Below are 23,529 nucleotides of genomic sequence, written 5' to 3'. Positions count from 1 at the left end.
CACCAGCGGACGGTGACGCGACCGCCGTCGGCCGGTGCCGCCGTCGACCGTTTCTACGTGCAAGTCCCCACGCCCCTCACCTGCGGGTACATTGAAAGGACGTCAACAACCTTGGGGGGTATGCGTGATGGAGCGCAAGCGTTCAGTGGCCATTGGAATCGTGTGCCTGGCAATTGCCGGCATCACGGCATGCACAGGGCAACAGGACCCAGCCGACCTCCAATCCTTCAACTCCATCGATGAGGCGTTTGCCGTCGTGGATGACGTCCTGGAGTGCGATCCGCAGCCCGCAGGCGATCCGATAGTTCCGATGAGCGACGGCGTGAAATTGGCCTCGGCCCAGCGGCTGTGTTCCGAGCACGTGCAGGTGGACCTCTACCCGGACCCAGAAAGCGTTGAGAAGAGTTACAAGATCCTGGCCGGCTCCCGGCAGGGCGACATCAACGTTGTGCGCGGGAGGAACTGGATGGTGATCGACTTCAGCGCGATGACCTCCGGGAGTCCGTCAACGAAGAACATCGAACGCCTGGCCACGAAACTGACGAGCGAATACTCGGTTGTTGGGTCCTAGTTTCCACCGGCGACGCATCGTGTAACCCTCTTGTAACCCCCTCCGACCTTTACTTGTGACGTGGGCCACTTTCCAGCCAATGACATGCCGGATGGTGTCCCCTCGCCAGCAACGGAAAGAGGAATCATGCCTGACACAGCCAACGGTGCGGTGGAAGCCTGGTTGACGCAGTTCGACGACGCTCTGCGCAGCCAGGACATCCACGCCGTATTGGAACTCTTCGAAGACGAATCGTATTGGCGCGACTTCGTCTCCTTCACCTGGAATCTCAAGACCCTCGAGGGCAAGGACGCCATCAAGGACATGCTGGAAGCCGTTCTCGCAGACGTCCAGCCTGCCCAGTGGACCTTGGCCGAAAACGCCACGGGCGACGCCGCCAACCCCGAAGCCTGGGTGAATTTCGAAACACTGCAAGGAAGGGGCTATGCACACCTGCGGCTCCGCAACGGCAAATGCTGGACGCTCCTCACAACCATGCAGGAGCTCAAGGGATTCGAAGAAAAGAAGGGACCCAACCGCGAACAAGGGGTCACCCACAGCATCGAAAAAGGCCGGAAATCCTGGCTGGAACGCAAAGAGGATGAGGCTGCACGCCTCGGCTACGAGGACCAGCCGTACGCGGTGGTCATCGGCGGCGGCCAAGGCGGCATTGGACTCGGCGCGCGGCTTCGCCGGCTGGGCGTGCCCACCATCATCGTGGACAAGAACGCCCGTCCCGGCGACGCCTGGCGCAACCGGTACAAGTCCCTGCACCTGCACGACCCCGTCTGGTATGACCACCTGCCGTACCTGAACTTCCCCGACGACTGGCCCGTTTTCGCAGCCAAGGACAAGATCGGCGACTGGCTGGAGCACTACACCAGCATCATGGAGCTCAACTACTGGTCCAACACCGAATGCACCAAGGTGCGCCGGGACGAGGAAAGCGGCACCTGGGAGGTCAATGTCATTCGCGACGGCGAAAGGGTCACCTTGCGTCCCCGGCAACTCGTCTTCGCCTTGGGCGTTTCCGGCTACCCGAACATCCCGGTCTTCGACGGCGCGGAGACCTTCCTCGGTGAGCAATACCATTCCTCCAAGCATCCTGGCGGCGGCGACTGGACCGGCAAGAAGGCCGTGGTCATCGGCTCCAACAACTCGGCCCACGATATTTGTGCCGACCTCTGGGAGCACGGCGCCGACGTCACCATGGTCCAACGCTCATCCACCCACATCGCCCGGAGCGAATCGCTGATGGACCTTGCCCTTGGGGACCTCTACTCCGAGAGGGCCCTGGCCAACGGCGTGACCACCGAGAAGGCCGACCTCCTCTTCGCCTCACTCCCCTACCGCATCCTTCCGGACGCACAGGTGCCTGTGTACCAGGAGATGGCAAAGCGCGACGCCGACTTTTACTCCCAGCTCGAAGCCGCCGGTTTCGAGCTGGACTTCGGGGTGGATGGTTCAGGCTTGTTCCTCAAGTACCTGCGACGCGGCTCCGGCTACTACATCGACGTCGGCGCTTCGCAGCTGATCATCGACGGTCGGGTGAAACTCGCCAACGGCCAGGTCAGCAAAATCACCGGGAACGCCGTGATCATGGACAACGGCGACGAACTCGAAGCCGATGTCATCATCTATGCCACAGGCTATGGCTCCATGAACGGCTGGCTCGCGGACCTCGTCTCCCCCGAAGTAGCAGATCAGGTGGGCAAGTGCTGGGGCTACGGCTCCGACACCCCCAAAGATCCGGGCCCATGGGAGGGCGAACTGCGCAACATGTGGAAGCCCACCAATGTTGAGAACCTTTGGATCCACGGCGGGAACCTGCATCAGAGCAGGCACTACTCCAAGTACCTGGCCCTGCAGCTCAAGGCCCGCATGGAGGGATTGCCCACCCCCGTGTACAGCCTGCAGCCATCCCACCACACGCGCTAAGGAGCCAGCCTTGAAAGCAGCACGATTTCACGCCCGGAACGACATAAGGATCGACGACGTCGACGAGCCGCAGGTGCGGCCCGGCACCGTCAAGATTCAAGTCGCCTGGTGCGGCATCTGTGGAACCGATCTCCACGAGTTCCTCGAAGGCCCCATCTTCGTACCCTCACCGGGGCACCCCCATCCCCTGTCACAGGAAGAAGCACCGGTGACCATGGGACACGAATTTTCGGGGACCATCGTGGAGCTTGGAGATGGCATTCAGGCCCTTGAAGTGGGCGACAACGTGGTGGTGGAGCCCTACTTCGTCTGCGATGAGTGTCCGCCCTGCAAAGCCGGCAACTACCACCTCTGCACCAAAATGGGCTTCATCGGGCTCTCCGGTGGAGGCGGCGGCCTGGGGAGCATGGTGGTGGTCGACACCCGTTGGGTTCACAAAATCGGCGACATTCCCCTGGATGAAGCGGCCCTGATCGAGCCGCTGTCCGTAGCCCATCACGCCGTGACGCGCAGTGGGGCCAAACCCGGCGATGTCGCCCTGGTGGGCGGCTCCGGACCCATCGGATTGCTGACGGCGGCCGTTCTGAAAAGCCAGGGGGTCACCACCGTCATCAGTGAACTCAGCGCGGCCCGAAAGGAGACGGCGATCTCGAGCGGAGTTGCAGATCACGTGATTGATCCCGGCCAGGAAGATCTTCAGGCGCGGATCCTGGAGCTCACCGACGGCGTCGGCGCGGACGTGGCCTTTGAATGCGCGGGGGTCAATGCGGTGCTGGACACCCTGCTGACGGCAGTGAAGCCCGCCGGCGTGGTGGTGAACGTGTCCATTTGGGGGCATCCCGCCACCGTGGACATGCAGAAGATCGTCTTGAAGGAAATCGATCTGCGTGGCACCATCGCCTACGTCCGGGATCACGCTGAGGCCATCAAGCTTGTCCAGGAGGGAAAAGTTGACCTTAAGCCCTTCATCACGGGCAGGATCGCACTGGAGGAACTGGTGGAGAAAGGGTTCGACACTCTGATCCACCACAACGACACGGCGGTGAAGATCCTCGTTCATCCGTGATGGTTGCTGGCCGTTCCCACCGTCAGGCGGGCTTGAGTTGCTCCCGGAGTAGATTCAGGCCATCCCGGATGCGGGACTTGACGGTGGGTAGCGGTTTCGAAAGGCTCTCAGCGACCTCCCGGTAGGTGAGGGGGCCGAAGTATGCCAGGACAATCGCCTCGCGTTGCAGCGGCGACAGTGCCGCCAGCGAGTCCATGAGTTGCAGCGATTCCATGCGGTCCAAGGAGGACGTTGCGACCTCGTCATAGGGGCGGGTGTACGAGGCTGTTGCCCATCGTGCGTTGCGGTCGGTACTGCTTTGCTGCGAGCGCACCCTGTCCACAGCTTTGCGGTGGGCGATCGTCAGCAGCCAGGTAGTCGGGCTTCCCCGTGCAGGATCGTATGCCGCCGCGTGCCGCCACACCATAATGAAGACTTCCTGGGTCACTTCCTCGCTGAGGCCCGGGTCGACTACTACACGGCGCACCATCCCGAACACGCGGGGCGAGGTGCGCCGATAGAACTCCGTGAAAGCCTCATGGCTTCCCTGACCGGTTTCCCGAAGCAGCCCGCCGAGATCCAGGCTGCCGCAGTGAGCCACCCGTCCGCCCTGCGGCGCAGAGGTGCCGTCCAGGGTAGATCGGGTGAGGTCCGTGCGGCTGTCGATGTGGTCGCCGATTTCATCCGGGACGATGAAGGGCCCAGGCGGTGGAACTTCGATGAAAGTAACCAAGACACTCACGACTCCGGGGCTAAGCAACGTCAGGAACATTCGTAAGCATACATATAACTAGAATAACTAGCTAGTTTTCCTAGTGAAATCTATTTATTCACCGACGCACCTTGGACCTCGGCTAGGCTCCGAACTCGCGATCCCTCCGGGCCATCCGTGCCTGCAGCAATCCAAAGCGTGGATCATTGCCAACAGTTGCTTCGGCCGCAGCCCACGCATCGAAGTCATCGGCCCCCAGGTCGGTGGAACACCAACGCAGCATGAGGTCCCGGTTGCCACTGGCCCGCACGGAGGCGCCGACTGCTGCGTTGAGTTCGTCGCGGAGGAGCTCGATCGCGAGGTTGCCCGAACGCGCAAGAAGCGGTGCTCTGTAGACCTCCAGCGCCATTCCAACCCGCCCAGCCCGCAAATGCCCAGTCACCGTGGAAACGTCCGTGACCACCTCCATGCCGGCCGCGAAACGATAGGGATTGGCCTCCACGACCTTCCCCAGGGCCGCACGGATCCGGTGCATCTCCGTGCGTACCGACGCGGCCGCGCCGTCCTCACCATGCACGTGATATGCCAGTTCCTCAGCGCTCCAGCCACCCGAACGCGAGGCCAGCAAAGCCAGGATTTCCGCCCGGCGGAGCGTCAACGGTAGGCGTGCACCGCCGTCGACCTCTGCTGTTGGCGTGTCCCCCAAAAGGTTCAGTTTCAGCGTGGCGGGCGGACCGTCTCCCGCGCTGACAGCCGGCATACTGGACCGCAGCAGCTCCTCGGCCAGGCGGACAGCGCAACGCACCATGCGCAGACTATCGGGGGTGACGGTATTGATTGGCCCGGACAGATCGAGGATTCCAAGAATCCGGTTGGTGTGTGGGTCCCGGATGGGCGAGGCCGTGCAGGCCCACTCGTGATGGGAACGGACCAGGTGCTCGGCGGACAACAGTTGCGCCGGCGCCCCAGTAATCAGGGCCTCGCTGATGGCGTTGGTGCCGATTCCCGACTCCGACCAGTCGGCACCCTCAACGAATTCCAACGAATCGGCTTGCCGGAGGGCATGGCTGCTCCCCACGCGCCACAGCACCTCGCCTTGATGGTCTGTGACGATCAGGAGGTGCCTCCCGTCCGGGGTTTCGTCGGCCAGAAGTTGCGTGAGCGCCGGAATCACGGGCGCCAACGGGTGACCTGCGCCGAGCGTCCGGGCCTCCTCCACCTCGTGCCGACGCAAAGGGCTGTGCCGCTCGGGGTTGATTCCAAGCGCCAAGGATCGCTGCCAGGACTCCAACAACGACGCCGGAATATGGGGATCCGGACGGCCGGAGATGGTGGCTTCATGGGCTTTGCGGAGGATGCGCGCGTACTCAGACGGTGCGGATAGCCTCAGGCCATCAATGCGCGCTGCGTCAGCAGTGACACTTGGCATGCAGATTCCTCCAACTCACCATCGAATTGCCGAACCACGTCCGGGGGCGTGTGCCGCCTCTCCAGTGTAGCCGGGGTCGCGCCACTGTGTGTTGCGGGTCACAAACGCCGTGCCTGCGGAATCTCCCCAAAATTGCGACACGATTCCGCCGCGACAAGCACTTCTTTGATGTGAGGCTGTCCGATTTATGGGGGACGGGGGACGGCCGCAGTTGGGAGGCTGGAGCCTCGCCAACCAATCACGGAGCACCGCCTGGCCTTTGGACGACGAAGCCGGCGGCGCCTTTGGCTGCTTTCCCCCCTTCCCCAGCAGCAGCCAGTGTGGCCGGCCCTGACGTAAGACGCCCTCAGGTCCGGCCACACAGCCAATGGCTGTGACTTGACTCCAGTGGCTGTATTCTCTATGTGAGCCACGTCTCGATGGCCATTTTTCTGGGGGAACTTTGACTCATTCTCGACCCGCGATGCTCCGCGCCCGCTTCACATCGTTCGGGCTCGGTGCGTTGGCCATCGGCACAGCCGTCCTGCTTTCTGCGTGCACCATGCTTCCGTTGCCTCGCCCGGCCGAATCCAGCGCAACCACACCACCAGCCACCGCAGAAGTCCCGGACCGCAACAAAGAAACCGCGACGGCGGCCTGGGAGGTTGCGCTCGAACCCATCGGTCAGCCGGTGGTAACCGACGGCGTGGCACTGGTCTACACCCGTGTTTCCGGCGGCGTCGAAGCGCACGCCCTCTCCGTGGCCACTGGCAAGGAATTGTGGAAGCAGCCCGTGCACCCAGGTTTGGACACCCCCGGAACTCCCTTGGAACCCGTTGTTACCAAGACCTATTCAGGGAAGAGCGCAGCCATCTTCCTGCAGGCAGCCACTCCGCCGGCCGACAACGGCGGCTTCACCTGGTGGACCTCCCCAGTGGCCTTTGACCTCACAACGGGCAAGGAACTCTACCGAGGCACAACAGAACTGGTCACCACCCGCCCCTATGCCTGCGAAGACGTGGATGACATGTGCTTCATCACCTTCGACCCGGAGTACGGGTCGTTCGAGCACTGGGTGGATCTGGACCTGGGTGAGGACGAGCCGGACATTACCCCACTTTCGGGATTCTTCCGGCCGGTCGGCAAGGAGCTGTACTCCATGGGGTCCGGGGGTGTTGAATCACTGGCCCATGTCCGCCACGGCAAGGTCGTCTGGGACGTGGAGCTGGAAAAGATCTTCGGGAAGGGAGCCAGCACGGATCTGGGTGCGCATTTCGTTTACTCCGAAAAACTGGACCTCTACGTGGGCTCGGTCGGCATCAACCCAACTCCTTACGCACGCGACAAAGTGACCAAGGAAACCCACTCGATGAACCTGCGGGACACTACAAAAACAGTAGGGTTCCGTGCATCCAGCGGTCGGGTCCTGTGGACAGCGGACGGTTCGCAGGTTGAGTGTTCTGACGCCATGGGCACTCAGGCCACCAAGCTGGAAGGTGGCGACGCTTTCCCTGTTCGCTGCGAGTATGTAGACGGCTTCATCGAATTTCCCGCCGGCACCTACCGGGGAGGACATACGAAGGTAGTTGGCTACGATCCCCTCACGGGAAGTGCCGCCTGGGAGAGCAAGCCCGTAGAAGTGCACAGCTGGGGAGTTACTGGCCTCATACCCTCGGCGAGTCACGGCGAGTTCTTGATCGCAGGCACCTACTGGGCCTCAAATCTGGTGGATACCCGCACTGGAAAATACCGCGGAGCCAGCTTCGAGGACGCTTTCGTGTGCTGGGAGTACGGCTCTTACGAAGTGCCGACGACCCACACCGAGAAGGATTACTCCGGCGACGGCACTGCCGCCGGAGAATACATCGCCTTCCCGTGCCTCAAGAGCGGCTCCCCTGCCCCGGCCTTCACTTACGGCGCCCTGACCGACGTGAGCACCACAGACCACGACATGGCCGTCATCTCCCTGGAAGACAAAGTGGCCGGGTACAAACTCCTCAAGGAATTCGTCTAGCCCTTTTTGCTTGGCCGTCTTGAATAACTCCCGCTCAGCCCGCTGCCGGACCATCGAATGTCGCGCTCGTGGTCCCCTGTGCCACGACCACATGCACCGCGTTCCGCTGCACCGTGAAGTCCGTCGGCGTTTCGGTGGCGATCTCGCCGTCGAGGTTCACCGACATCGGACGCTCGGTGACCAGACGCACCCGCCGCGTCGCCAGATGGAACACGCGATCGTGGTCAATGAAGCTTCCGTCCTTGAGCAACCGCGCGATCTTCACGTGCTCCCGGAGTGGTGCCGCAAGGATCGCATAGATGTCGAGCATGTGGTCATCGATTCCAGCCATCGGGGACACCGTGTTGCCCCCGCCGTAGTGCCGGCCGTTTCCCACCGCAACCTGCAGCAAGTCCTCGAGTTCCAGGGTGGAGTGGTCCCCGTCAGGGAACTCCAGCCTGGCACGGAACGGTTTGTGCCGCGCGTAGGCCTTCACCGTGGCAACCCCATAAGCCAACGGGCCGATGCGCTTCTTCAGTTGGGGACTCAGCGCCTCGGTCACACCTACGGAGAGACCTACGGAAGCGACATTCAGGAACGGTTGCTCGTTCGCCCTGCCAAGGTCTATGTCGACGACTTTTCCGTCAGCGATCACGGCACAGGCATCAGCGAGTACGCCAGGTATCTCGAGCGTACGGGCAAGGTCATTGGCGGTGCCCAGCGGGAGGACACCCAAGGCGGTCCCGGTTCCCGCCAACAATCCGGCCGCATAGCTCACTGTGCCGTCCCCGCCACCGACCACCACCAGGTCATGCTGCTCGGCAACGACCCGTTCAAGGGTCGGTCCCAATTCCGCGCCCGAGGAAACGGCATGCGCCGAAGCAATGGGCAGTCCTGCCTGACGGAGCATGTCCACCGCCGGCCCACTGGCCGCGGCACCTCGACGCGAGGCTGCGTTGATCACGACGGCGGCGGAGCGCACCTCACGGACGGACTTCATGGGGACCATCGTAGGCGGACGCACCTTGGAGAAACCTCCAAGCGTAGTTGGGCCGCCCCGGATGGAGTGCCGTCCGGGCTGGGTGCTCTACCCCTTGAAAGCCGGCGCCCGCTTCTCCTGGAACGCCCGGAAACCTTCGGCATAGTCGTCGGTCTTGCAGAGGCGGGCCTGTTCGGTGTTCTCCTCGGCCATGGACTCCCACAGGCCCAGCCGCTGATCACGGATGTGCGCCACCAGCTCTTTGGAGGCAACGAAGGCCTGGGTAGCGCCGGAAGCCACCCGCTCCACAATGGAGCGGGTCATGGCCAGCAGTGCGTCATCCGGCATGGCCCTGCTGAAGAGTCCCTGGGCCACGGCCTCGGTTCCTGAGATGAGGTCCGCTGTGTAGATCAGGTCAAGCGTGCGGTGCATTCCCAAGCGCTCGGTGAAGTACCAGTGCCCGCCTGAGTCCAGCGTCGCCCCGAGCTTGGCAAAAGGCGAGCCGAACTTGGCATTCTCCGCCACATAGACCACGTCTGTCGCGAGCAGGAGACCGAGGCCAACACCCAGGCACGCCCCATGCGCAGCAGCGAAGGTGGGTGCTGGGAAGGCCGCCATCTTCTTCAACAGCGGCTCAACCAAACCACCGAGGTAGGCCTGCGCGTCGTCGGTTTCCGGCGTGACGCCGGCGATATCGCGGCCTGCGCAGAAGGCACGCCCCTCTCCGCGAAGCAGCAGCGCCCGCACCTCGCCACGGGAGGCGGCGGCAGCGGCGTCGTCGTACGCCTTGCCCAACTCAAGCAGCGCGTCCTCGTTGAGCGAGTTCAGCTTTTCCGGAGCGTTGAGGACAATTTCGGCAATGCCGTTGGCAATGGAGAGCTCGATCATGGGGACTCCTTAGACGTCGAAGTCGACGGTCACTTCTTCGCTGGTGGGGTGGGACTGGCAGGTGAGGACGTAGCCCTTGTCCAGTTCGTCCTGCTCCAGGGCGTAGTTCTCGTCCATGGTCACGGTACCGGTGATCAGCTTGGCGCGGCAGGTGCCGCACACGCCGCCAGCACATGCGAACGGAACATCCGGACGGACACGCAGCGCGGCGTTGAGGATGGACTCGCGGGCATGGGTGGGGCTGGCGACGTCGCCGGTGAGGCCGTCCAGCTTGAACGTGATCTTGTACGTCTCCTGCGACTCGTCCTCCACGACCGGGCGGCCGGCATGGCCCTCGGGGCGGTCCGGGCGGCCGGTGGTGAACAGCTCGAACCGAATGTGCTCCGGCTCAACACCGCGGGCGGCCAAGGTGTCGCGGCACAACTGGACCAGCTCGAACGGACCGCACAGGAACCACTCGTCAACGTCGTCGGAATGGATCGCGGAGGACAGCAGCGCCTGCAGCTTCTCGGCGTCGATGCGGCCCGTCATCAGCGGCGCAATCCGCTGCTCCCGGGACAGCACGTGGTGCAGTGCCAGGCGGGACGGGTACTTGTCCTTCAGGTCCGCCAGCTCCTCCAGGAACATGACATCCATGGCGGCCTTGTTGGCGTACACGAGGTCGAACGTGGTCTCGGGGTTGGCGGCAAGCAGCGTCCGGGCAATGGCAATCACCGGAGTGATGCCCGACCCCGCCGCGATCGCCACGAAGTTGCCCGGCTCCCCCGCCAGCTCCTCCGGATGGTTCATGGAGTTCATGACGTTGTGCTGGACAGCAGAGCCGTCCTTGCCGTGCCGCGAGATGAACGCGCCCTGTGGGCTCATGACGTCCAGGACGTCGCCGGCCTTCAATTCAGCGTTGGCCCATGTCGAAAAGAGGCCACCGAGGTCCTTCTTGATGGCCACCCGGATCTCGCTGCTGCCGTCCTCGAAGCTGCGCGGCTCTGCACAGATCGAGTAACTGCGCCGGACCTCATGCGGCTCACCGTTCTCATCGGGCAACGTGGTGCGCAAGGCGACGTACTGGCCGGGAAGGTAGTCGTACTGGCCGGCCAGTTCGGCCGGAACACCGAACGTGACTTCGATGGCATCGTCCGTCAGTCGCCGGACTTCCGCGACGGTCAGGTTATGGAAAGACGCACGACGGCGGCTGGCCGTCTGTGTTTCGGTGGTCATGGATTTCCTTAGAGGACTTTGAAGTAGTCGAACGGTTCCTTGCAGTCCTGGCAGACAAAGAGCGCCTTGCAGGACGTGGAACCGAAGCGGGTGAGTTCCTTGGTGTTCAGCGATGAACACTGCGGGCACTTGACCGCCAGGCTCAAGCGGACAGGACCGGAGTGGCCACCAGCGGCCGCACGGCCACTCGGCGGCGCGATGCCGTACTCCTCCAGCTTGGCCTTGCCGGACTCGGTCATCCAGTCCGTGGTCCACGCCGGGGACAGCACAAGGTTGATGGCCACGCTGGCATAACCGGCGTTGGTGAAGGCCGTACGCAGGTCATCGCCGATGGCGTCCATCGCCGGGCAACCCGAGTACGTGGGCGTGATGGTGACCTCGACGGCGGTACCTGCGGGGCCGCCGTCGTGCGCGCCTTCAGCGGTTGCTGCCTCGGGCGAGTCAACAACCCGCACGCCGCGCAGGATTCCCAGGTCCTCTATGGTGAGGACCGGGATCTCCGGATCGCAGACCGTGGAGGCGATCTCCCAGGCCTGCTGCTCGGCGGTCTTTGCGATGGTAGCCATCACCATCACCAGCTCGCGCCCGGGTGTTCGCGGGCCAAGACCTGCATTTCGGCCAGGATGAAGCCCAGGTGTTCGGAGTGCTTGCCGCGCCGGCCGCCACCCAAGGACTGGGGAACGTTGGGGAGCTCCAGCTCTGCTTCGGCGAAGATCCCACCAGTCAGGCGGTCAAAGGCCTCGCGGAGGCTGGACGGCTGCACGGTGACGCCGGCTTCGCTGAGGCGCGTGGTGAGCTCGTCGTCCTCGAAGATTTCCTCCACGTATGGCCACACCAGCTTGAAGCCCTGGATGATCCGCTTCCGGGATTCGTCCGTGCCGCCGGCCAGTCGCAGGACCCACTGTGCACTGTGGTCGCGGTGGTAATCCACTTCCTTTACGGCCTTCGCGGAGATGGCGGCGATGGTTGGATCCGTGGACGCGGTCAGCGCCGTGTAGAGCTCGAATTGGTAGAAGCTCACAATGAACTGGCGGGCAATGGTCACCGCAAAGTCGCCGTTGGGCTGCTCAAACAGGTGGGCCGAGCGGAATTCGTGCTCCCGGCGGAAGTAGGCGAGGTCGTCCTCGGACTTTCCCCAAGCGGCACCGGCGTAGGTCAGGAAGGAGCGCGCGTGGCCCAACTGGTCCAGCGCGATGTTGCCCAGGGCGATGTCTTCCTCAAGCTCGGGAGCGCGGGAAATCCAGTGTCCCAGGCGCTGGGCGAGGATCAGTCCGTCGTCGCCCAGGCGAAGGGCAAACTCTGCCACGTCCTCACTGGGCTTGACCTGGCCGCGGCTGATTTCCAGGGCAATGTCCTCCGGGCGCAGCGCGTTCCCCGGAGTGATGCGGGTGGCGCTGGCGGAACCATCGCCGGAGGCGCCGGCGCCGTGGACGCCGACGGAGATGTCGCCGTGGCCTTCGATGGCGAAGTCGGTCTCGTTGGTACTCACAGGTGCTTCACGCCTTCGCTCTTGGTGTAGTACGTCGCATGGCGGTAATCCTTGCCCTGCGGCGACTCGAAGAAGGAACCCTTGGAATCGGGATCACTGGAGGAAATGGCCTCGGCCGGGACAACCCAGATGGACACGCCCTCGTTGCGGCGGGTGTACAGATCCCGGGCGTTACGAAGGGCCATGGCGGCGTCCGGAGCGTGCAGCGAACCAGCGTGAACGTGGGACAGGCCGCGGCTGGAGCGCACGAAGACCTCCCAGAGGGACCAGGGGTGCTCTTCCTTGGCCCCGCTCGAGGCGACCGAGGCCGCAGAGGCGGGTGCCGCCGTCGTGCTTTCCGCCGTGGCGGCAGCAACCTTGGGAGCTTCGCGCTTGATCTCGCCGGCAGCGCTTGCCGGTTCTTCAGGGTTACCGTGGGGAGCCATTATGCTGCGTTCACTTTCTCTGCTTGCTTGCGGGCGTACGCCACTGCTGCTTCCCGAACCCAGGCACCGTTCTCGTGTGCCTCGCGGCGGCGCTCGATGCGCTGCGAGTTGCAGGGGCCGCGGCCGGCCAGGACTTCCTTGAACTCGTTCCAGTCCAGGGGTCCGTGCTCCCACTTCTTGGTTTCTTCGTTGAAACGGATGTCTTTGTCGGGCAGGGTCAGGCCGAGGACCTTGACCTGCTCCACCATCATGCCGACGAACCGGCTGCGCAGCTCGTCATTGCTGAACCGCTTGATGTTCCAGGCCATGGACTGCTTGGAGTTCGGTGAATCGTCATCCGGCGGGCCGAACATCATCAGCGACGGCGCGTACCAGCGGTTCACCGCGTCCTGGGCCATCTGCTTCTGCGCGGGCGTGCCGTTGGAGAGCTCCAGCAGGATCTCGAAACCCTGGCGCTGGTGGAAAGACTCTTCCTTGCAGATGCGCACCATTGCGCGTCCGTAAGGACCGTACGAGGCACGGCACAGGGGCACCTGGTTGCAGATGGCCGCGCCATCAACCAGCCAGCCAATGGCTCCCATGTCTGCCCAGGAAATCGTGGGGTAGTTGAAGATGGACGAGTACCGGGCCTTGCCGGCGATGAGGTCTTCCATCATCTGGTCCCGGGACTGCCCCAGCGTCTCTGCTGCGGAGTAGAGGTACAGACCATGGCCTGCCTCATCCTGGACCTTGGCCATGAGGATGGACTTGCGCTTGAGGCTCGGCGCCCTGGTGATCCAGTTGGCTTCCGGCTGCATGCCGATGATTTCCGAGTGCGCGTGCTGCGAGATCTGGCGCAGCAAAGTCTTGCGGTAAGCCGCCGGCATCCAGTCGCGCGGTTCGATGCGCGAGTCTTCCGAGATGATGCGATCAAAATACGCCTGACCGGCTGCCTCCCGCTCCTGTTCCTCCGGGGACAGCTCAGCGGGCACTGACTGCAGATTCTGCGATGCCATGGTTGCTCCTAATAAATTACCGACCGTTCGTTCAGAATATGCGGAGCGGGTGATTGCCGTCAAGCGTTCGGCGCATGGCGCTGTGGATGATTTCAGCCTCTTTCGGCACTCTGGCGTTGTTGACAAGGCTCCTGAGAATCCCCGTGTTAACTTGAGGTGGGGCCTCAACCGCCCCGCGCCATCGCAAGGAAAGAGCTCTACGTGGAATCGCCCCAGCCCTTCAGTATCCTCACCGTCTGCACCGGAAACATCTGCCGCTCGCCCGTGGCCGAACGACTCCTGCAGGCCGGGCTCAACCAGGTAAGCCCTGGCTCATTCGAGGTCCGCAGCGCCGGCACCCGGGCCTTGGTGGGCGAACCCATCCAGCCGCTGTCCGCCAAGATCATCAGCACCTTCCACGGAACACCGGACGACTTTGCCGCCCGGCAGCTGAACCAGAAGATCCTCCGCGAAACCGACCTCGTGCTGGCCATGACCTCCAAACACCGGGGCGAGGTCTTGCAGCTGGACGCGTCGCTGCTGAAGCGCACCTTCACCGTCAGGGAATTCGCCCGCATGCTTGCCGTCTTGGAAACGCGCGACGACGCCCCCTCCACCGGGAACATCGTTGACTTCTGGCGCGCCCTCCCCGCCCGGGCCGCCTCTGTGCGGCACCTGGCCCTGCCGTCCGATCCTTCAGACAACGACGTGGTAGACCCCTACCGACGAGCGGAAGAGGTCTACCACCAGATGGAGGATCAGTTGGCCCCGGCCATCCTGGGTATCCTCCGGTTCGCGCGCCTGACGGCGCCGGCCTGACTAGTTAAGGGCGATCACCAGCATCTGGTTGGTGCCCGGGATGCAGGTCTGCAGGACGACGGCGGGGAAGCCGCCGAACACTGCTGCCACATCATTGGTGGTCCCGGGGTTGGGGACCTGTCCCCTGCCCGTGGCGGTGAACGTTCCGTACCCCGGAATGGACACCGTCTCCCCTACACCGATTCCCGAGAAGCGGGCCCACCCTCCGCAGAAGTCGTGTTCGGTGATGAACAAGGCATAGGCGTTGGTTGGGGTGTAGTTGATCGGTCCGATGCAGGCATCCACCAGGGATTGGCCGCCGGCGCCTGCGACGTAGATGGTCCTGACGGCCGGTGCCGGAGCAGGGGCAGGGGCGGCGACTACTGCCGGTGCTGCGGGTGCTGCCGCCACGGGAGCTTGAGCAACCGGAGCCTGCACCGGCGCCGCTGCTGCAACGGGGGCAACGGGTGGGCCCGTGAGCTTCAGGACCTGTCCCGGGACGATCACCGAATAGGCGCTCAAGCCGTTGGCAGCCAACATGGCGTTGACATCCACCCCGAACCTTGCGGCGATGCTGCCAACCGTGTCACCGGACACCACCGTGTACAGGTTGGGATCACCGGCAGGAGCAGCAGGAGGAGCCGGCTCGGCAACCGGGGCTGCTTCAGCAGCCGGGGCCGGCGCGGCAGCGGGTTCAGCCGCGGGAACGGCGGCCGGTACGTCAGCCGCGGGGGCCGCCGCCGGAGCCACCTGGGCGCCCGCATCCTGGGCCTGCGCAGTTGCTGCCGCACTGCTCGCCGGTGCTGATGGCACCGCCTCGGGTGCGGCCGCATGTTGGTTCGACACCGTCTGATCGGTGCCCGTGGGATTGGCAGCCCAGTTGACCACCCCGAAAATTACGGGAATCAACGCCAGAATTGCCAGAACCGCGCCGGCAATCATGAGCTTGGATTTGCTGAACGGTGGTTGGCGGCCGACGCCGCTGTTCTTGTTCAGTGAGGTTTGCAGCTCTACATCATTCATGTTCATGGGAACTCCGGGACTCCATGGCTGGGACCGCGCGTTGGAGCCGTATGGCCCTGGTACAGAAAGCGCAGCTATGTATTGGGAGGTGCACCGCCGCACAAGGACGGGGTGCGATCCACCGCTGAGCCGGAGGAACGGAATTGCAATAAACCCCTGCAAATTCAAATATAGGAATTGGGTATTGCCGCCTGCACGAGTAGGAGCTACTCGACTTTCCCCTTGGCACAGACGCACGGCCATCAGGTATTACGCAGTTTGGGGAAATGGGCTACTTGGCAGTACTCAGGCCCCGGGCGCCGGAGTACGTGTTGTCAAGCGTTCTTAACAGGACATTTATTGTGCCCTGAAGGGGTGTTTTCAGCGTATGCTCTCCTCAGCGCAGCTAAGACGGCGTTGTTCGCTTTTGGTGGGGCCACTTTTGAAGGCAGGGGTTCAGTGGCGGGAGTGAAGCACGAGGTTCTGTCCAAGCGCTCGTGGTCGGGACGCGGTTTGCCGCTTTTCCTGATCGCGGCCGGCTTTTGCGCAGTGCTGCTGGTCGTTGGGCTGGCCAGCGGAATCGGTACACCCACAGCACAGCTTGCAGGTGACCTGGCGATCCTGACAGCAGTCCTTACTGCACTGGCAACCCACACCCGGGCAGCCCTCAAACAGCCTCACTCAACGGCCGGACGCTGGTTCGTCGTGGCCGGGCTGGCCCTCTGGGGCGCCGGACAAGCCATCTGGACTTTCAACGGCATCACCCTTGATCACGACTACCCTTTTCCGTCATTGGCCGACGTCGGTTTTGTTTGGTACGCGCTGCCGGCCTCCATCGGCCTGGTGCTGCTCTTGCGGGGGCAGGGCCTTCGACTGCCGCTGCGGCGCACCATCCTGGATGCAGGCGTGGTGGCAAGTTCCACCTTCTTCATCGCATGGAGTTCCGTATTGGGTCCTTTGGCCGGCGCAAGGAACAGCGACCCGTTTGCCCGTGCCACCCAGATGGCCTACCCCATCGCGGATGTCTTCATGGTTTCCGTGGTCATCGTCCTCACCATGCGCGCAGCCCGCGGGCGCAGGCTGCCCTGGCTGAGCCTGGGCGTCGGCTTCTGGGTCCTTGCCTTGACGGACCTCGCGTACATGCGGCTCACGCTGGAAGGCATCTCAGGCGTGACAGGCTCGCCCCTGGCCTTGGGCTGGGTGTCCGCCTTCCTGCTGGTCGCGTTGAGCCCGCTCATTCCTGAAGCAGACAGCAGCCGCAAAGATGGCCGCGGCTACGCAGTGGCACTGGAGCTACTCCCCTATCTCCCCGTCTTCAGCGCGGTGTTCTTCTCCCGGACCGGCCCCATCGGCGCAGACCCCATCCTGTTGGTCACCGGGCTGATAGTCCTGGCGTTCGTCGTCGTTCGCCAAGTGCTCATCGTCGTCGAAAATGTCACGCTGACCCGCGACCTCGAGTCCAAGGTGGCCGAACGCACGGCCGAGCTTGAGGGGCTCGGCGCGATCGTCAATTCCTCCGGCGATGCCATTGTTGGCGAAACCCTGGATGGCGTCATCACCAGTTGGAACCCCGGCGCCGAGAAGATCTTCGGATACCCGGCAGCTGCGGTGATTGGCACAAAGGGCGACTTCTTCATCCCCGAGGGGGTGCGGGAGAAAGAGCGGCAGGTGCTGGAAACCACGGCGCGCAACGGCGATATCCAGAATTACGAAACGCAGCGTCAACGCGGTGACGGTGTGACCATCCCCGTGTCGGTCACCCTGTCCCCGGTTCGGAGCGGCACCGGGATCCGTGGCGTCGCCTTCATTTCGCGGGACATCACCGAACGCAAAGCCGCCGAGGCAGAGCTGCTAGCCGCCCGGGAAGCCGCCCTCGAAGCGAGCAGGCTCAAGTCGGAGTTCCTGGCCACCATGAGCCACGAGATCCGGACACCCCTGAACGCCGTCATCGGACTGACGTCGCTCATGATGGACACGCCGCTCACTGACGGACAACGGCAGTACGCCCAAGGCGTGAAGGGCGCCGGGGAGGTCCTCCTCACCCTGATCAACGACATCCTGGACTTCTCCAAACTCGAAGCCGGAAAAGTGGACCTGGAGGTCACGGCCTTCGATCCGCGGGCTTTGGTGGAAGAAGTGGCCGGCCTGGTTGCCGAAGCCGCGCAAGGCAAAAACCTGGAACTCATTTCCTACTGCCACCCGGATGTCCCCGGACGGCTCATGGGCGATTCCGGCCGGATCCGGCAGATCCTGGTGAATCTCTCCTCCAACGCCGTGAAATTCACGCCATCGGGAGAAGTCGAGATCAAAGTCTCCCTGCTGGCCTCCGAAGCCGACAACGCCTCGCTGCGCTTTGAAGTCCGGGACACAGGAATCGGCATCAGCGCCGAGGACCACCACCGCCTGTTCGAATCCTTCGCCCAGGCCGATGCGTCCACCACCCGCCGGTATGGAGGCACAGGGCTGGGACTGGCCATTTCCCGGCGGCTCACCGAAGCGATGGGCGGACGGATTGGCCTGGACAGCGAGCTGGGCGAGGGCAGCACCTTCTGGTTTGAATTGTCACTGCCCATCGGGCCCCCTTCAGCTGACACCCTCACGCTACCGGCCACCCTTGCGGGCCGCCGCGTGTTGGTGGTGGACGATAACGCCACCAACCGCCTCGTGCTGGAGACGCAGCTGGACAGCTGGGGAATGGCACCCGTTGCAGTTGCCGATGCAACCGCAGCGATGATCGAGTACCGCAACGCCGTCCGGGAGGGCCACCCATACGACATCGCCGTGGTGGACATGTGCATGCCCGACACTGATGGCCTGGAACTCGCACGTCAGATCAACAGCGAAAGCTCCCATCCCGGGCAGCCAGGGATCATTCTCCTGACCTCAACCATGATGGTCGACAAAGTTGACCTGGCGACGGCCGGAATCCGGGAGTACCTCACAAAGCCCGTGCGCAGTTCCGAGTTCTACAACCGGCTCCTACGCCTCATGGCCACCAGGACCACCGGTGTATCGGCCCCACCGTCTCCGGTACCTTCGCTTCCGGCCGAGGAGCCGGACGGTCGGCTGGGCACATTGCTGGTGGCAGAGGACAACGAAGTCAACCAGCTTGTGGCCCGTGGCATGGCCAACCGGCTCGGTTACGCCGTGGACATCGTTGACGACGGCGCCCAGGCAGTCACGGCTGCGCTGACTGGGCGCTACGCAGCGGTGCTTATGGACTGCCATATGCCGGTCATGGACGGATTCGACGCCACCCGCGCCATACGCGCCCGCAACGGACACTCAGCCCGCATCCCCATCATCGCCATGACCGCCGGAGCCCTGAACGAGGACCGCGAGCGCTGCTTCGCGGCCGGCATGGACGACTACATCAGCAAGCCTGTGGATCTGGCAACGCTGCGGGCAGTCTTGGCGCGTTGGGTTCCGCAGCTTGAAGAACCGACGACGGCGGGAGCCGGGACCCCCGGCACGCCGCCTTTCGGTGGGGAGGCCGCCGGGGAGCCGGCGCAGGCGGCGGAAGCACCGCCGTCGGACGCTATTGTTCTTGACACCGGGCGACTGCAGATCCTGCGCGAACTCGGTCCCGACGACGGCGTGGGACTACTGCCGGCGGCCATCGAGGCCTTCCGGCAGGATGCCGCGGGCACCGTGGCGGCGCTGCGTTCCGCACTCGACGCCGGTCAGGCTGCCGGAGTGCAGGCGGCGGCACATAAGCTGGCCGGCGCAGCGTCCAACATTGGAGCTGTCGGAGCGGCGGCCTTGTGCAAGGAACTGGAGATGCTGGGACGGGAGGCCGCCCCTGGGCTGGAGATCGAAGGACTCCGGCTGCTGGAACGGCTGACGTTGGAACTGGCCGGGGTGGACCACGCCCTCGAGCGCATACTGTTGGGGGCCCTGTGAAGATCCTGATTGCGGACGATGATCAAATTTCGCGGATGATCACCAAGGCAGCCGTGGAGCAATCCGGGCATGAATGCATCGTGGCCGTGGATGGCGACTCGGCCTGGCAGCTCTTCAAAGAGCACAGCCCCGAAGCGGTTGTGACCGACTTGATGATGCCGGGCCTCAACGGACTGGACCTGTGCCGTGCCATCCGGGCCGCGGAAGAGGACCGGTACACATACGTCATTCTCGTGACCTCCCATGGCTCGCGTCAGGACGTCCTCGCCGGGATGGAAGCCGGAGCCGACGACTACGTCACCAAGCCACTGGACCCGTTCAACCTGCACATCAGGCTGCTGGCCGCGCAGCGCATCACGTCCTTGCACGCGGACCTTGCCCGTTACCGGTCGGCATTGACGGAGCAGGCACGCACGGATCCCCTGACCAAGGTGCACAACCGGCTCAAGTTGTCGGAGGATCTGGGCGACCTTCAGGATGGGAGCCGCGGCTACTGCCTGGCCATGGTGGACGTGGATAACTTCAAGAGCTACAACGACATCTACGGGCATCAAGCAGGGGACGCCGCGCTGGTGGCCATCGCGGCCACCCTGACCGGCGAGATCCGGACGTCCGACGCCGTCTACCGCTTTGGCGGAGAAGAGTTCCTCTTGCTGCTCCGGGAACAGACGGCCGCTACCGCGGAGAAGGTCATGGAACGCGTTCGCTCAGCCGTTCACGATCTGCGGATCGAACACTCCGGCGACCCCGACGGCGTCCTGACCATCAGCGCAGGAATCTCCGCGTTCAAGGACGGGCGGCGGGCCGGAACCGAACAACTTTTGCGGGAAGCCGACCTTGCCCTGTACGCGGCCAAAGCTGCGGGCCGGAACAGGGTGGCGTTGGCTGATTCCTTCCACGCGCAGTGACAGCTGGGTGTCAGCGGTCAGCAGGTTGCCGTCTGAACGGTGTTGCTCTGGTTGAGGTTGCCGGTGCCGGATGCGACATAGATCTTCCCGGCTGCGCACGCCTTGTTGTTGGTGGCGACAACGCCCGTGATCGGGCCTCGGGCACCGAAGTCGCCTATGTGGATGGCGTCATAGCTGCCTTGGGTGACTATGTGGCCGGCTTTCAAATCGTGGATGTAGTTGCCGGTCAGGCTCACCCCGGTGACCGCTCCGGTGCCGTTGTCGTAGTAGCCGGTACGGATACCGTACGGCGCCCCATAGAATTCGTTGTCGGCAATTGTCAGGTTGTAGATCGAGTAGTTACCGACGGCCAACTGCATGCTGTTGCCCCGGTGTCCGCCCCGGACCTTGTTCCCGATGTAGTTGACGTCGTGCGTGGGTCCGTTAATGCTGTGGGCTACAAGGCCATCGTCTCCGTCCGTTCCCGCGCGCTGGTCGACGGTGTTGCCGGTGACGTCACCAAACGATGAGTCCAGGACATGGATCCCGTCGAGCTGGTCATATTTGCCACTCGTAGCAACGATGGTGCTGCTGTTCTTGATGCAGAACTTTGTGGTTCCCGCCGCAGCTATTGAGTACGTGAAGGGGTTCCTGACGTTTACTCCATCAACGACGTTGTTCGAGCCGCCCCGGACGTCAACGACGTATTCGTCCAGGCGCTCGCCCATATTGATGCTCACTGGGAGGGTGTCGCCGGAATGGTCCGCCGTGAGGTTGGCGATGGTGGTGTTCGTAGCGTAATTGGTGGTGATGATCGGGTAGGCGCCCGCAGGTCCCCTTGTAGTCAGGAAATTAGGGCCTGCTTTGAGGATCGTGGCAGGGCCTGCGCCTTCCAGTTTGACGTTGTTGGCCATCCGGAGTTTGCCGTTGATGATGTAGGTCCCGGCTACGAGTTTCACGACGCCGCCCCCAGCTGCTCCTGCGGCGTTGATGCGGTTCTGGATGGCGCTCGTGTCGTCCCCGGCGTCGTTGACGGTGGTGGTGACCGTGTAGGCGGTGGTGGCGTTGCTGCCCGTGGCGCCGCTCTTGGTGCACGACGCCGCGGTGGCGGCTGTGGAGGGCGCAGCAGGCACCCCAGCCAAGGCGAGTGACGCGATTGTGGCAGCAACCGCGAAAGCGGACCACCGCCGTCGTGGTTCGGCCCAAGTACTGCGCGACGGTAGTCCGGAATTAATGTCAACAGTTCCCACTGCAATCCCCCAAAGTTTCGTGGCGCTTCGTTGCGCACCGTTGGCTGGAGCCTACATTTGGACACCCGCACCGCGAAAACCCCAACGCGTTGCCCTGTGGATAACTTCCGCCGGGTTTGTCCTGGGGCACCGCTAGCCGGGCCTGGGCACAAAATAGGTTTCCGGACTCTGCGGGATCTTTCGGCCGGGGAACAGGGCATCCACCTGCGTTGCGTACTGGCTGATCCGTCCAGCTTTGACATCCAGTCCCGTGTCCCAGATCCACGGCACAAACCCCGTTCTCGACATGTGGCGTTGATCGGGGGCAGCCACCAGGTCATAAGGGAAATCCGAGTACATCACTACGTTCCCGGGGTGCCCGCTACCCAGCTCGCGGGCAATGAGATGGTCTACGTGTTTGCCCACTCCCGCAGGACAAAACAGCAGTTCCGCTTGCGTCTGAGCCATGAGCCCGGCCACAGCGGTACGGAGCCGGCGAATGAGTGCCTGGTCGCCCCTGGCGATCCTGCCCATCGCGATGTCAAAACGATAGGTGGGGTAACGGTGGGTCAACTCCGGAAGGAGCCTGTCCCAGGCGCTGCTGCCCACCATCGGTGGCTGGCGCCGTCGGCGAAAGAGCGCATCCGCTTCGCCGAGATGGATGGCCTGGACTCCCATCGCTTCCAGGACGGCAAGGTCTTCACTTTTCCGGGCCTCAAACAGTTCCCCGGCGTCCGCTACCGTGCATTGGCGCAGGAAGGAACTGGCTGCCCGCGTGTGCGGCGCCGTCTGTGCCTCCGTGAACAGCGTGACCACGATGATCTCGCGTTCCCGGGCCTGTGCCTCAAGCAGTGCGCCGCAGGACAACACCGCATCGTCGAGATGGGGCGACAGGACCAGCCAGGGGGCGTCACCCGCCATGGACCTTTCAACGCGGGATTGCATCGGCATCTATGGCCTCCTCGCCTGATTGGCTCGAGTTTGGCCATTCCTCATTTCGACAAGAGCGGCGCGATAGGCGTCAGCTTGCTCGGCGGCGAGCGCGTCCCAGCTGTAGTCGGCAGCGAACTTGCGGCCTCGGGCAGCTACTTCTTCCAGTCCGTCCTGGGCATAGCTGCGGACTACTTGTTCTGCGAATTCTTTGACATTGAACGCCTCGATGAGCCACCCAACGCCAGGGGGAATGATCTCCCGCAAACAAGGGATGTCGAAGGCGACCACCGGTGTGCCCGCTGCAAGTGCGTCGATGGCCACCAACCCGAAAGTCTCGTGCCGCGAGGGCACCACCAGCAACCGTGCACTGCTCAATGTCCGGAACTTTTCTTCACCGGCCAGCCAGCCGAGCATCTGTACGGAGTCCGAAAGGCCCGCATCTTTTATGGACGCGCGCAACCGTTCCTCATCCGGACCGGTGCCGGCGATCAGAAGCTTCCCATCTATCCGTCCCCGGATCTCGGCCCACACCTGCAAAAGGAGGTCCAAACCCTTGTGCCCCACTTCGAGGCGGCCTATGAAGAGAACATCCTGGCCGGCGCCGAGATGGGGCTCGATCTCCCAAATACCAGGGTCCACACCGTTGCCGATGACATCGACCTGAAGGTCCGGGTTCAGCTCTTTCAGCCGTTCACTGATTCCCTCCGACACGGAGATAAGCCTGCGGTGTGTGCGGACGCCTACGCGCTCGATCCAGTGCAGGGGCAGTTTGTACTGCCGCGCTTTTTCCGCCGCATGAAGCCACTGGACGACGCCGATTGTGGGGCGACGCGTCCACAGCGGAGCAGCCATCGTTGAGAATGGAGCAAAAAAGTCCTCCACTACCAGCTCTGTCGTTGACCGGCGTTTGCGCACCTCAACAGGCAAACGCATGACGTAGCCGGCCAGCCGGGTCAGCCGGTTGGTTCCACTCCCGAAACCGATCGGGATGTAGTGCACACCGTCCTGGGTGCGTTCCTTCCAGCCCGGATAGCGGGTTGTCAGCACAGTAACGTCAAAGCCCTGGGCAGTCAGCCGTCGGTTTATCTCATGGGTCCGTACGGAGCCCCCGCCCGCTCCTGGCATGAGCGGATCTTCGAAGCCCAAATGCAGCACTCTCAT

Annotated in this window: 20 protein-coding genes; 7 read left to right on the top strand and 13 right to left on the bottom strand. The window is 63.5% G+C overall.

Annotated elements, in window-relative coordinates; all coding sequences use genetic code 11:
* Positions 1-124: 124 nt before the first annotated feature.
* The 3 genes from PQ627_RS10890 (at position 125) to PQ627_RS10880 (ending at position 3,554) form a co-directional block, all read left to right on the top strand.
* Complete coding sequence (locus PQ627_RS10890) at positions 125-571, top strand: hypothetical protein (protein WP_274260868.1); 447 nt, start codon at positions 125-127, stop codon at positions 569-571.
* 126 nt (positions 572-697) lie between these two features.
* Positions 698-2,488 carry an NAD(P)/FAD-dependent oxidoreductase gene (locus tag PQ627_RS10885; protein WP_274260866.1) on the top strand — a complete coding sequence of 597 codons (1,791 nt, stop codon included), beginning with the start codon at positions 698-700 and terminating at the stop codon, positions 2,486-2,488.
* Between the two features lie 10 nt (positions 2,489-2,498).
* Entirely contained in the window at positions 2,499-3,554 is a 1,056-nt protein-coding gene (locus PQ627_RS10880; RefSeq protein WP_274260864.1) for a 2,3-butanediol dehydrogenase, read from the top strand.
* Between the two features lie 22 nt (positions 3,555-3,576).
* Here PQ627_RS10880 and sigK read toward each other — a convergent pair whose 3' ends face one another.
* Together sigK and PQ627_RS10870 are read right to left on the bottom strand one after the other, a co-directional pair.
* Positions 3,577-4,275, bottom strand: coding sequence for an ECF RNA polymerase sigma factor SigK (gene sigK / locus PQ627_RS10875; protein WP_274260862.1), 699 nt, complete (start codon positions 4,273-4,275; stop codon positions 3,577-3,579).
* 112 nt (positions 4,276-4,387) lie between these two features.
* Positions 4,388-5,674: a GAF domain-containing protein gene (locus tag PQ627_RS10870; protein ID WP_274260860.1), complete on the bottom strand. Its 1,287-nt coding sequence runs from the start codon at positions 5,672-5,674 to the stop codon at positions 4,388-4,390.
* 442 nt (positions 5,675-6,116) lie between these two features.
* Here PQ627_RS10870 and PQ627_RS10865 point away from each other — a divergent pair, with 442 nt between their 5' ends.
* Positions 6,117-7,667 (top strand): hypothetical protein, encoded by a 1,551-nt coding sequence (locus PQ627_RS10865; protein WP_274260858.1) that lies wholly within the window; start codon positions 6,117-6,119, stop codon positions 7,665-7,667.
* Positions 7,668-7,701: 34 nt separating this feature from the next.
* On the opposite strand, the gene PQ627_RS10860 is transcribed toward PQ627_RS10865, so the two are convergent.
* From PQ627_RS10860 to paaA, 7 genes are all read right to left on the bottom strand, one after another.
* On the bottom strand, positions 7,702-8,655 hold the full coding sequence (locus PQ627_RS10860) for a lipid kinase (RefSeq protein ID WP_443192751.1): 954 nt from the start codon (positions 8,653-8,655) through the stop codon (positions 7,702-7,704).
* Between the two features lie 78 nt (positions 8,656-8,733).
* A complete protein-coding gene (locus PQ627_RS10855) occupies positions 8,734-9,513 on the bottom strand; it encodes an enoyl-CoA hydratase/isomerase family protein (protein WP_274260854.1) in 780 nt (259 codons plus the stop codon).
* A 9-nt stretch (positions 9,514-9,522) separates the two neighbouring features.
* Positions 9,523-10,728, bottom strand: coding sequence for a 1,2-phenylacetyl-CoA epoxidase subunit PaaE (gene paaE, locus PQ627_RS10850; protein ID WP_144659207.1), 1,206 nt, complete (start codon positions 10,726-10,728; stop codon positions 9,523-9,525).
* 8 nt (positions 10,729-10,736) lie between these two features.
* Positions 10,737-11,294 carry a 1,2-phenylacetyl-CoA epoxidase subunit PaaD gene (paaD, locus tag PQ627_RS10845; RefSeq protein ID WP_260842315.1) on the bottom strand — a complete coding sequence of 186 codons (558 nt, stop codon included), beginning with the start codon at positions 11,292-11,294 and terminating at the stop codon, positions 10,737-10,739.
* Positions 11,295-11,299: 5 nt separating this feature from the next.
* Positions 11,300-12,217 (bottom strand): 1,2-phenylacetyl-CoA epoxidase subunit PaaC, encoded by a 918-nt coding sequence (gene paaC / locus PQ627_RS10840; protein WP_274260850.1) that lies wholly within the window; start codon positions 12,215-12,217, stop codon positions 11,300-11,302.
* On the bottom strand, positions 12,214-12,642 hold the full coding sequence (gene paaB / locus PQ627_RS10835) for a 1,2-phenylacetyl-CoA epoxidase subunit PaaB (protein ID WP_144659204.1): 429 nt from the start codon (positions 12,640-12,642) through the stop codon (positions 12,214-12,216). The genes paaC and paaB overlap by 4 nt, the downstream gene beginning before the upstream one ends.
* Positions 12,642-13,637 (bottom strand): 1,2-phenylacetyl-CoA epoxidase subunit PaaA, encoded by a 996-nt coding sequence (paaA, locus tag PQ627_RS10830; protein WP_144659203.1) that lies wholly within the window; start codon positions 13,635-13,637, stop codon positions 12,642-12,644. The genes paaB and paaA overlap by 1 nt, the downstream gene beginning before the upstream one ends.
* 201 nt (positions 13,638-13,838) lie before the next feature.
* On the opposite strand from paaA, the gene PQ627_RS10825 reads away from it, so the two are divergent.
* The gene (locus tag PQ627_RS10825) at positions 13,839-14,435 is read left to right on the top strand and encodes an arsenate reductase/protein-tyrosine-phosphatase family protein (RefSeq protein WP_274260847.1); all 597 of its coding nucleotides are present in this window, start codon (positions 13,839-13,841) and stop codon (positions 14,433-14,435) included.
* Here the strand turns inward: PQ627_RS10825 and PQ627_RS10820 are convergent, their stop codons facing one another.
* Positions 14,436-15,443 (bottom strand): LysM peptidoglycan-binding domain-containing protein, encoded by a 1,008-nt coding sequence (locus tag PQ627_RS10820; RefSeq protein ID WP_274260846.1) that lies wholly within the window; start codon positions 15,441-15,443, stop codon positions 14,436-14,438. It abuts the gene before it with no gap.
* A gap of 441 nt (positions 15,444-15,884) precedes the next feature.
* Between PQ627_RS10820 and PQ627_RS10815 the strand changes: the two genes are divergently transcribed.
* A complete protein-coding gene (locus tag PQ627_RS10815) occupies positions 15,885-19,319 on the top strand; it encodes a hybrid sensor histidine kinase/response regulator (protein WP_274260844.1) in 3,435 nt (1,144 codons plus the stop codon).
* Positions 19,316-20,227 (top strand): GGDEF domain-containing response regulator, encoded by a 912-nt coding sequence (locus PQ627_RS10810; protein WP_274260842.1) that lies wholly within the window; start codon positions 19,316-19,318, stop codon positions 20,225-20,227. The genes PQ627_RS10815 and PQ627_RS10810 overlap by 4 nt, the downstream gene beginning before the upstream one ends.
* A gap of 17 nt (positions 20,228-20,244) precedes the next feature.
* On the opposite strand, the gene PQ627_RS10805 is transcribed toward PQ627_RS10810, so the two are convergent.
* From PQ627_RS10805 to PQ627_RS10795, 3 genes are all read right to left on the bottom strand, one after another.
* Positions 20,245-21,339, bottom strand: coding sequence for a hypothetical protein (locus tag PQ627_RS10805; protein WP_274260840.1), 1,095 nt, complete (start codon positions 21,337-21,339; stop codon positions 20,245-20,247).
* A gap of 249 nt (positions 21,340-21,588) precedes the next feature.
* Positions 21,589-22,386: a PIG-L deacetylase family protein gene (locus PQ627_RS10800; RefSeq protein ID WP_274260838.1), complete on the bottom strand. Its 798-nt coding sequence runs from the start codon at positions 22,384-22,386 to the stop codon at positions 21,589-21,591.
* A complete protein-coding gene (locus PQ627_RS10795) occupies positions 22,387-23,529 on the bottom strand; it encodes a glycosyltransferase family 4 protein (protein WP_274260835.1) in 1,143 nt (380 codons plus the stop codon).

Origin of the sequence: Paenarthrobacter sp. AB444, from assembly GCF_028736865.1 — a bacterium.
GTDB lineage: Bacteria > Actinomycetota > Actinomycetes > Actinomycetales > Micrococcaceae > Arthrobacter > Arthrobacter nicotinovorans_B.
This window is presented reverse-complemented; position numbering and strand designations above follow the sequence as displayed.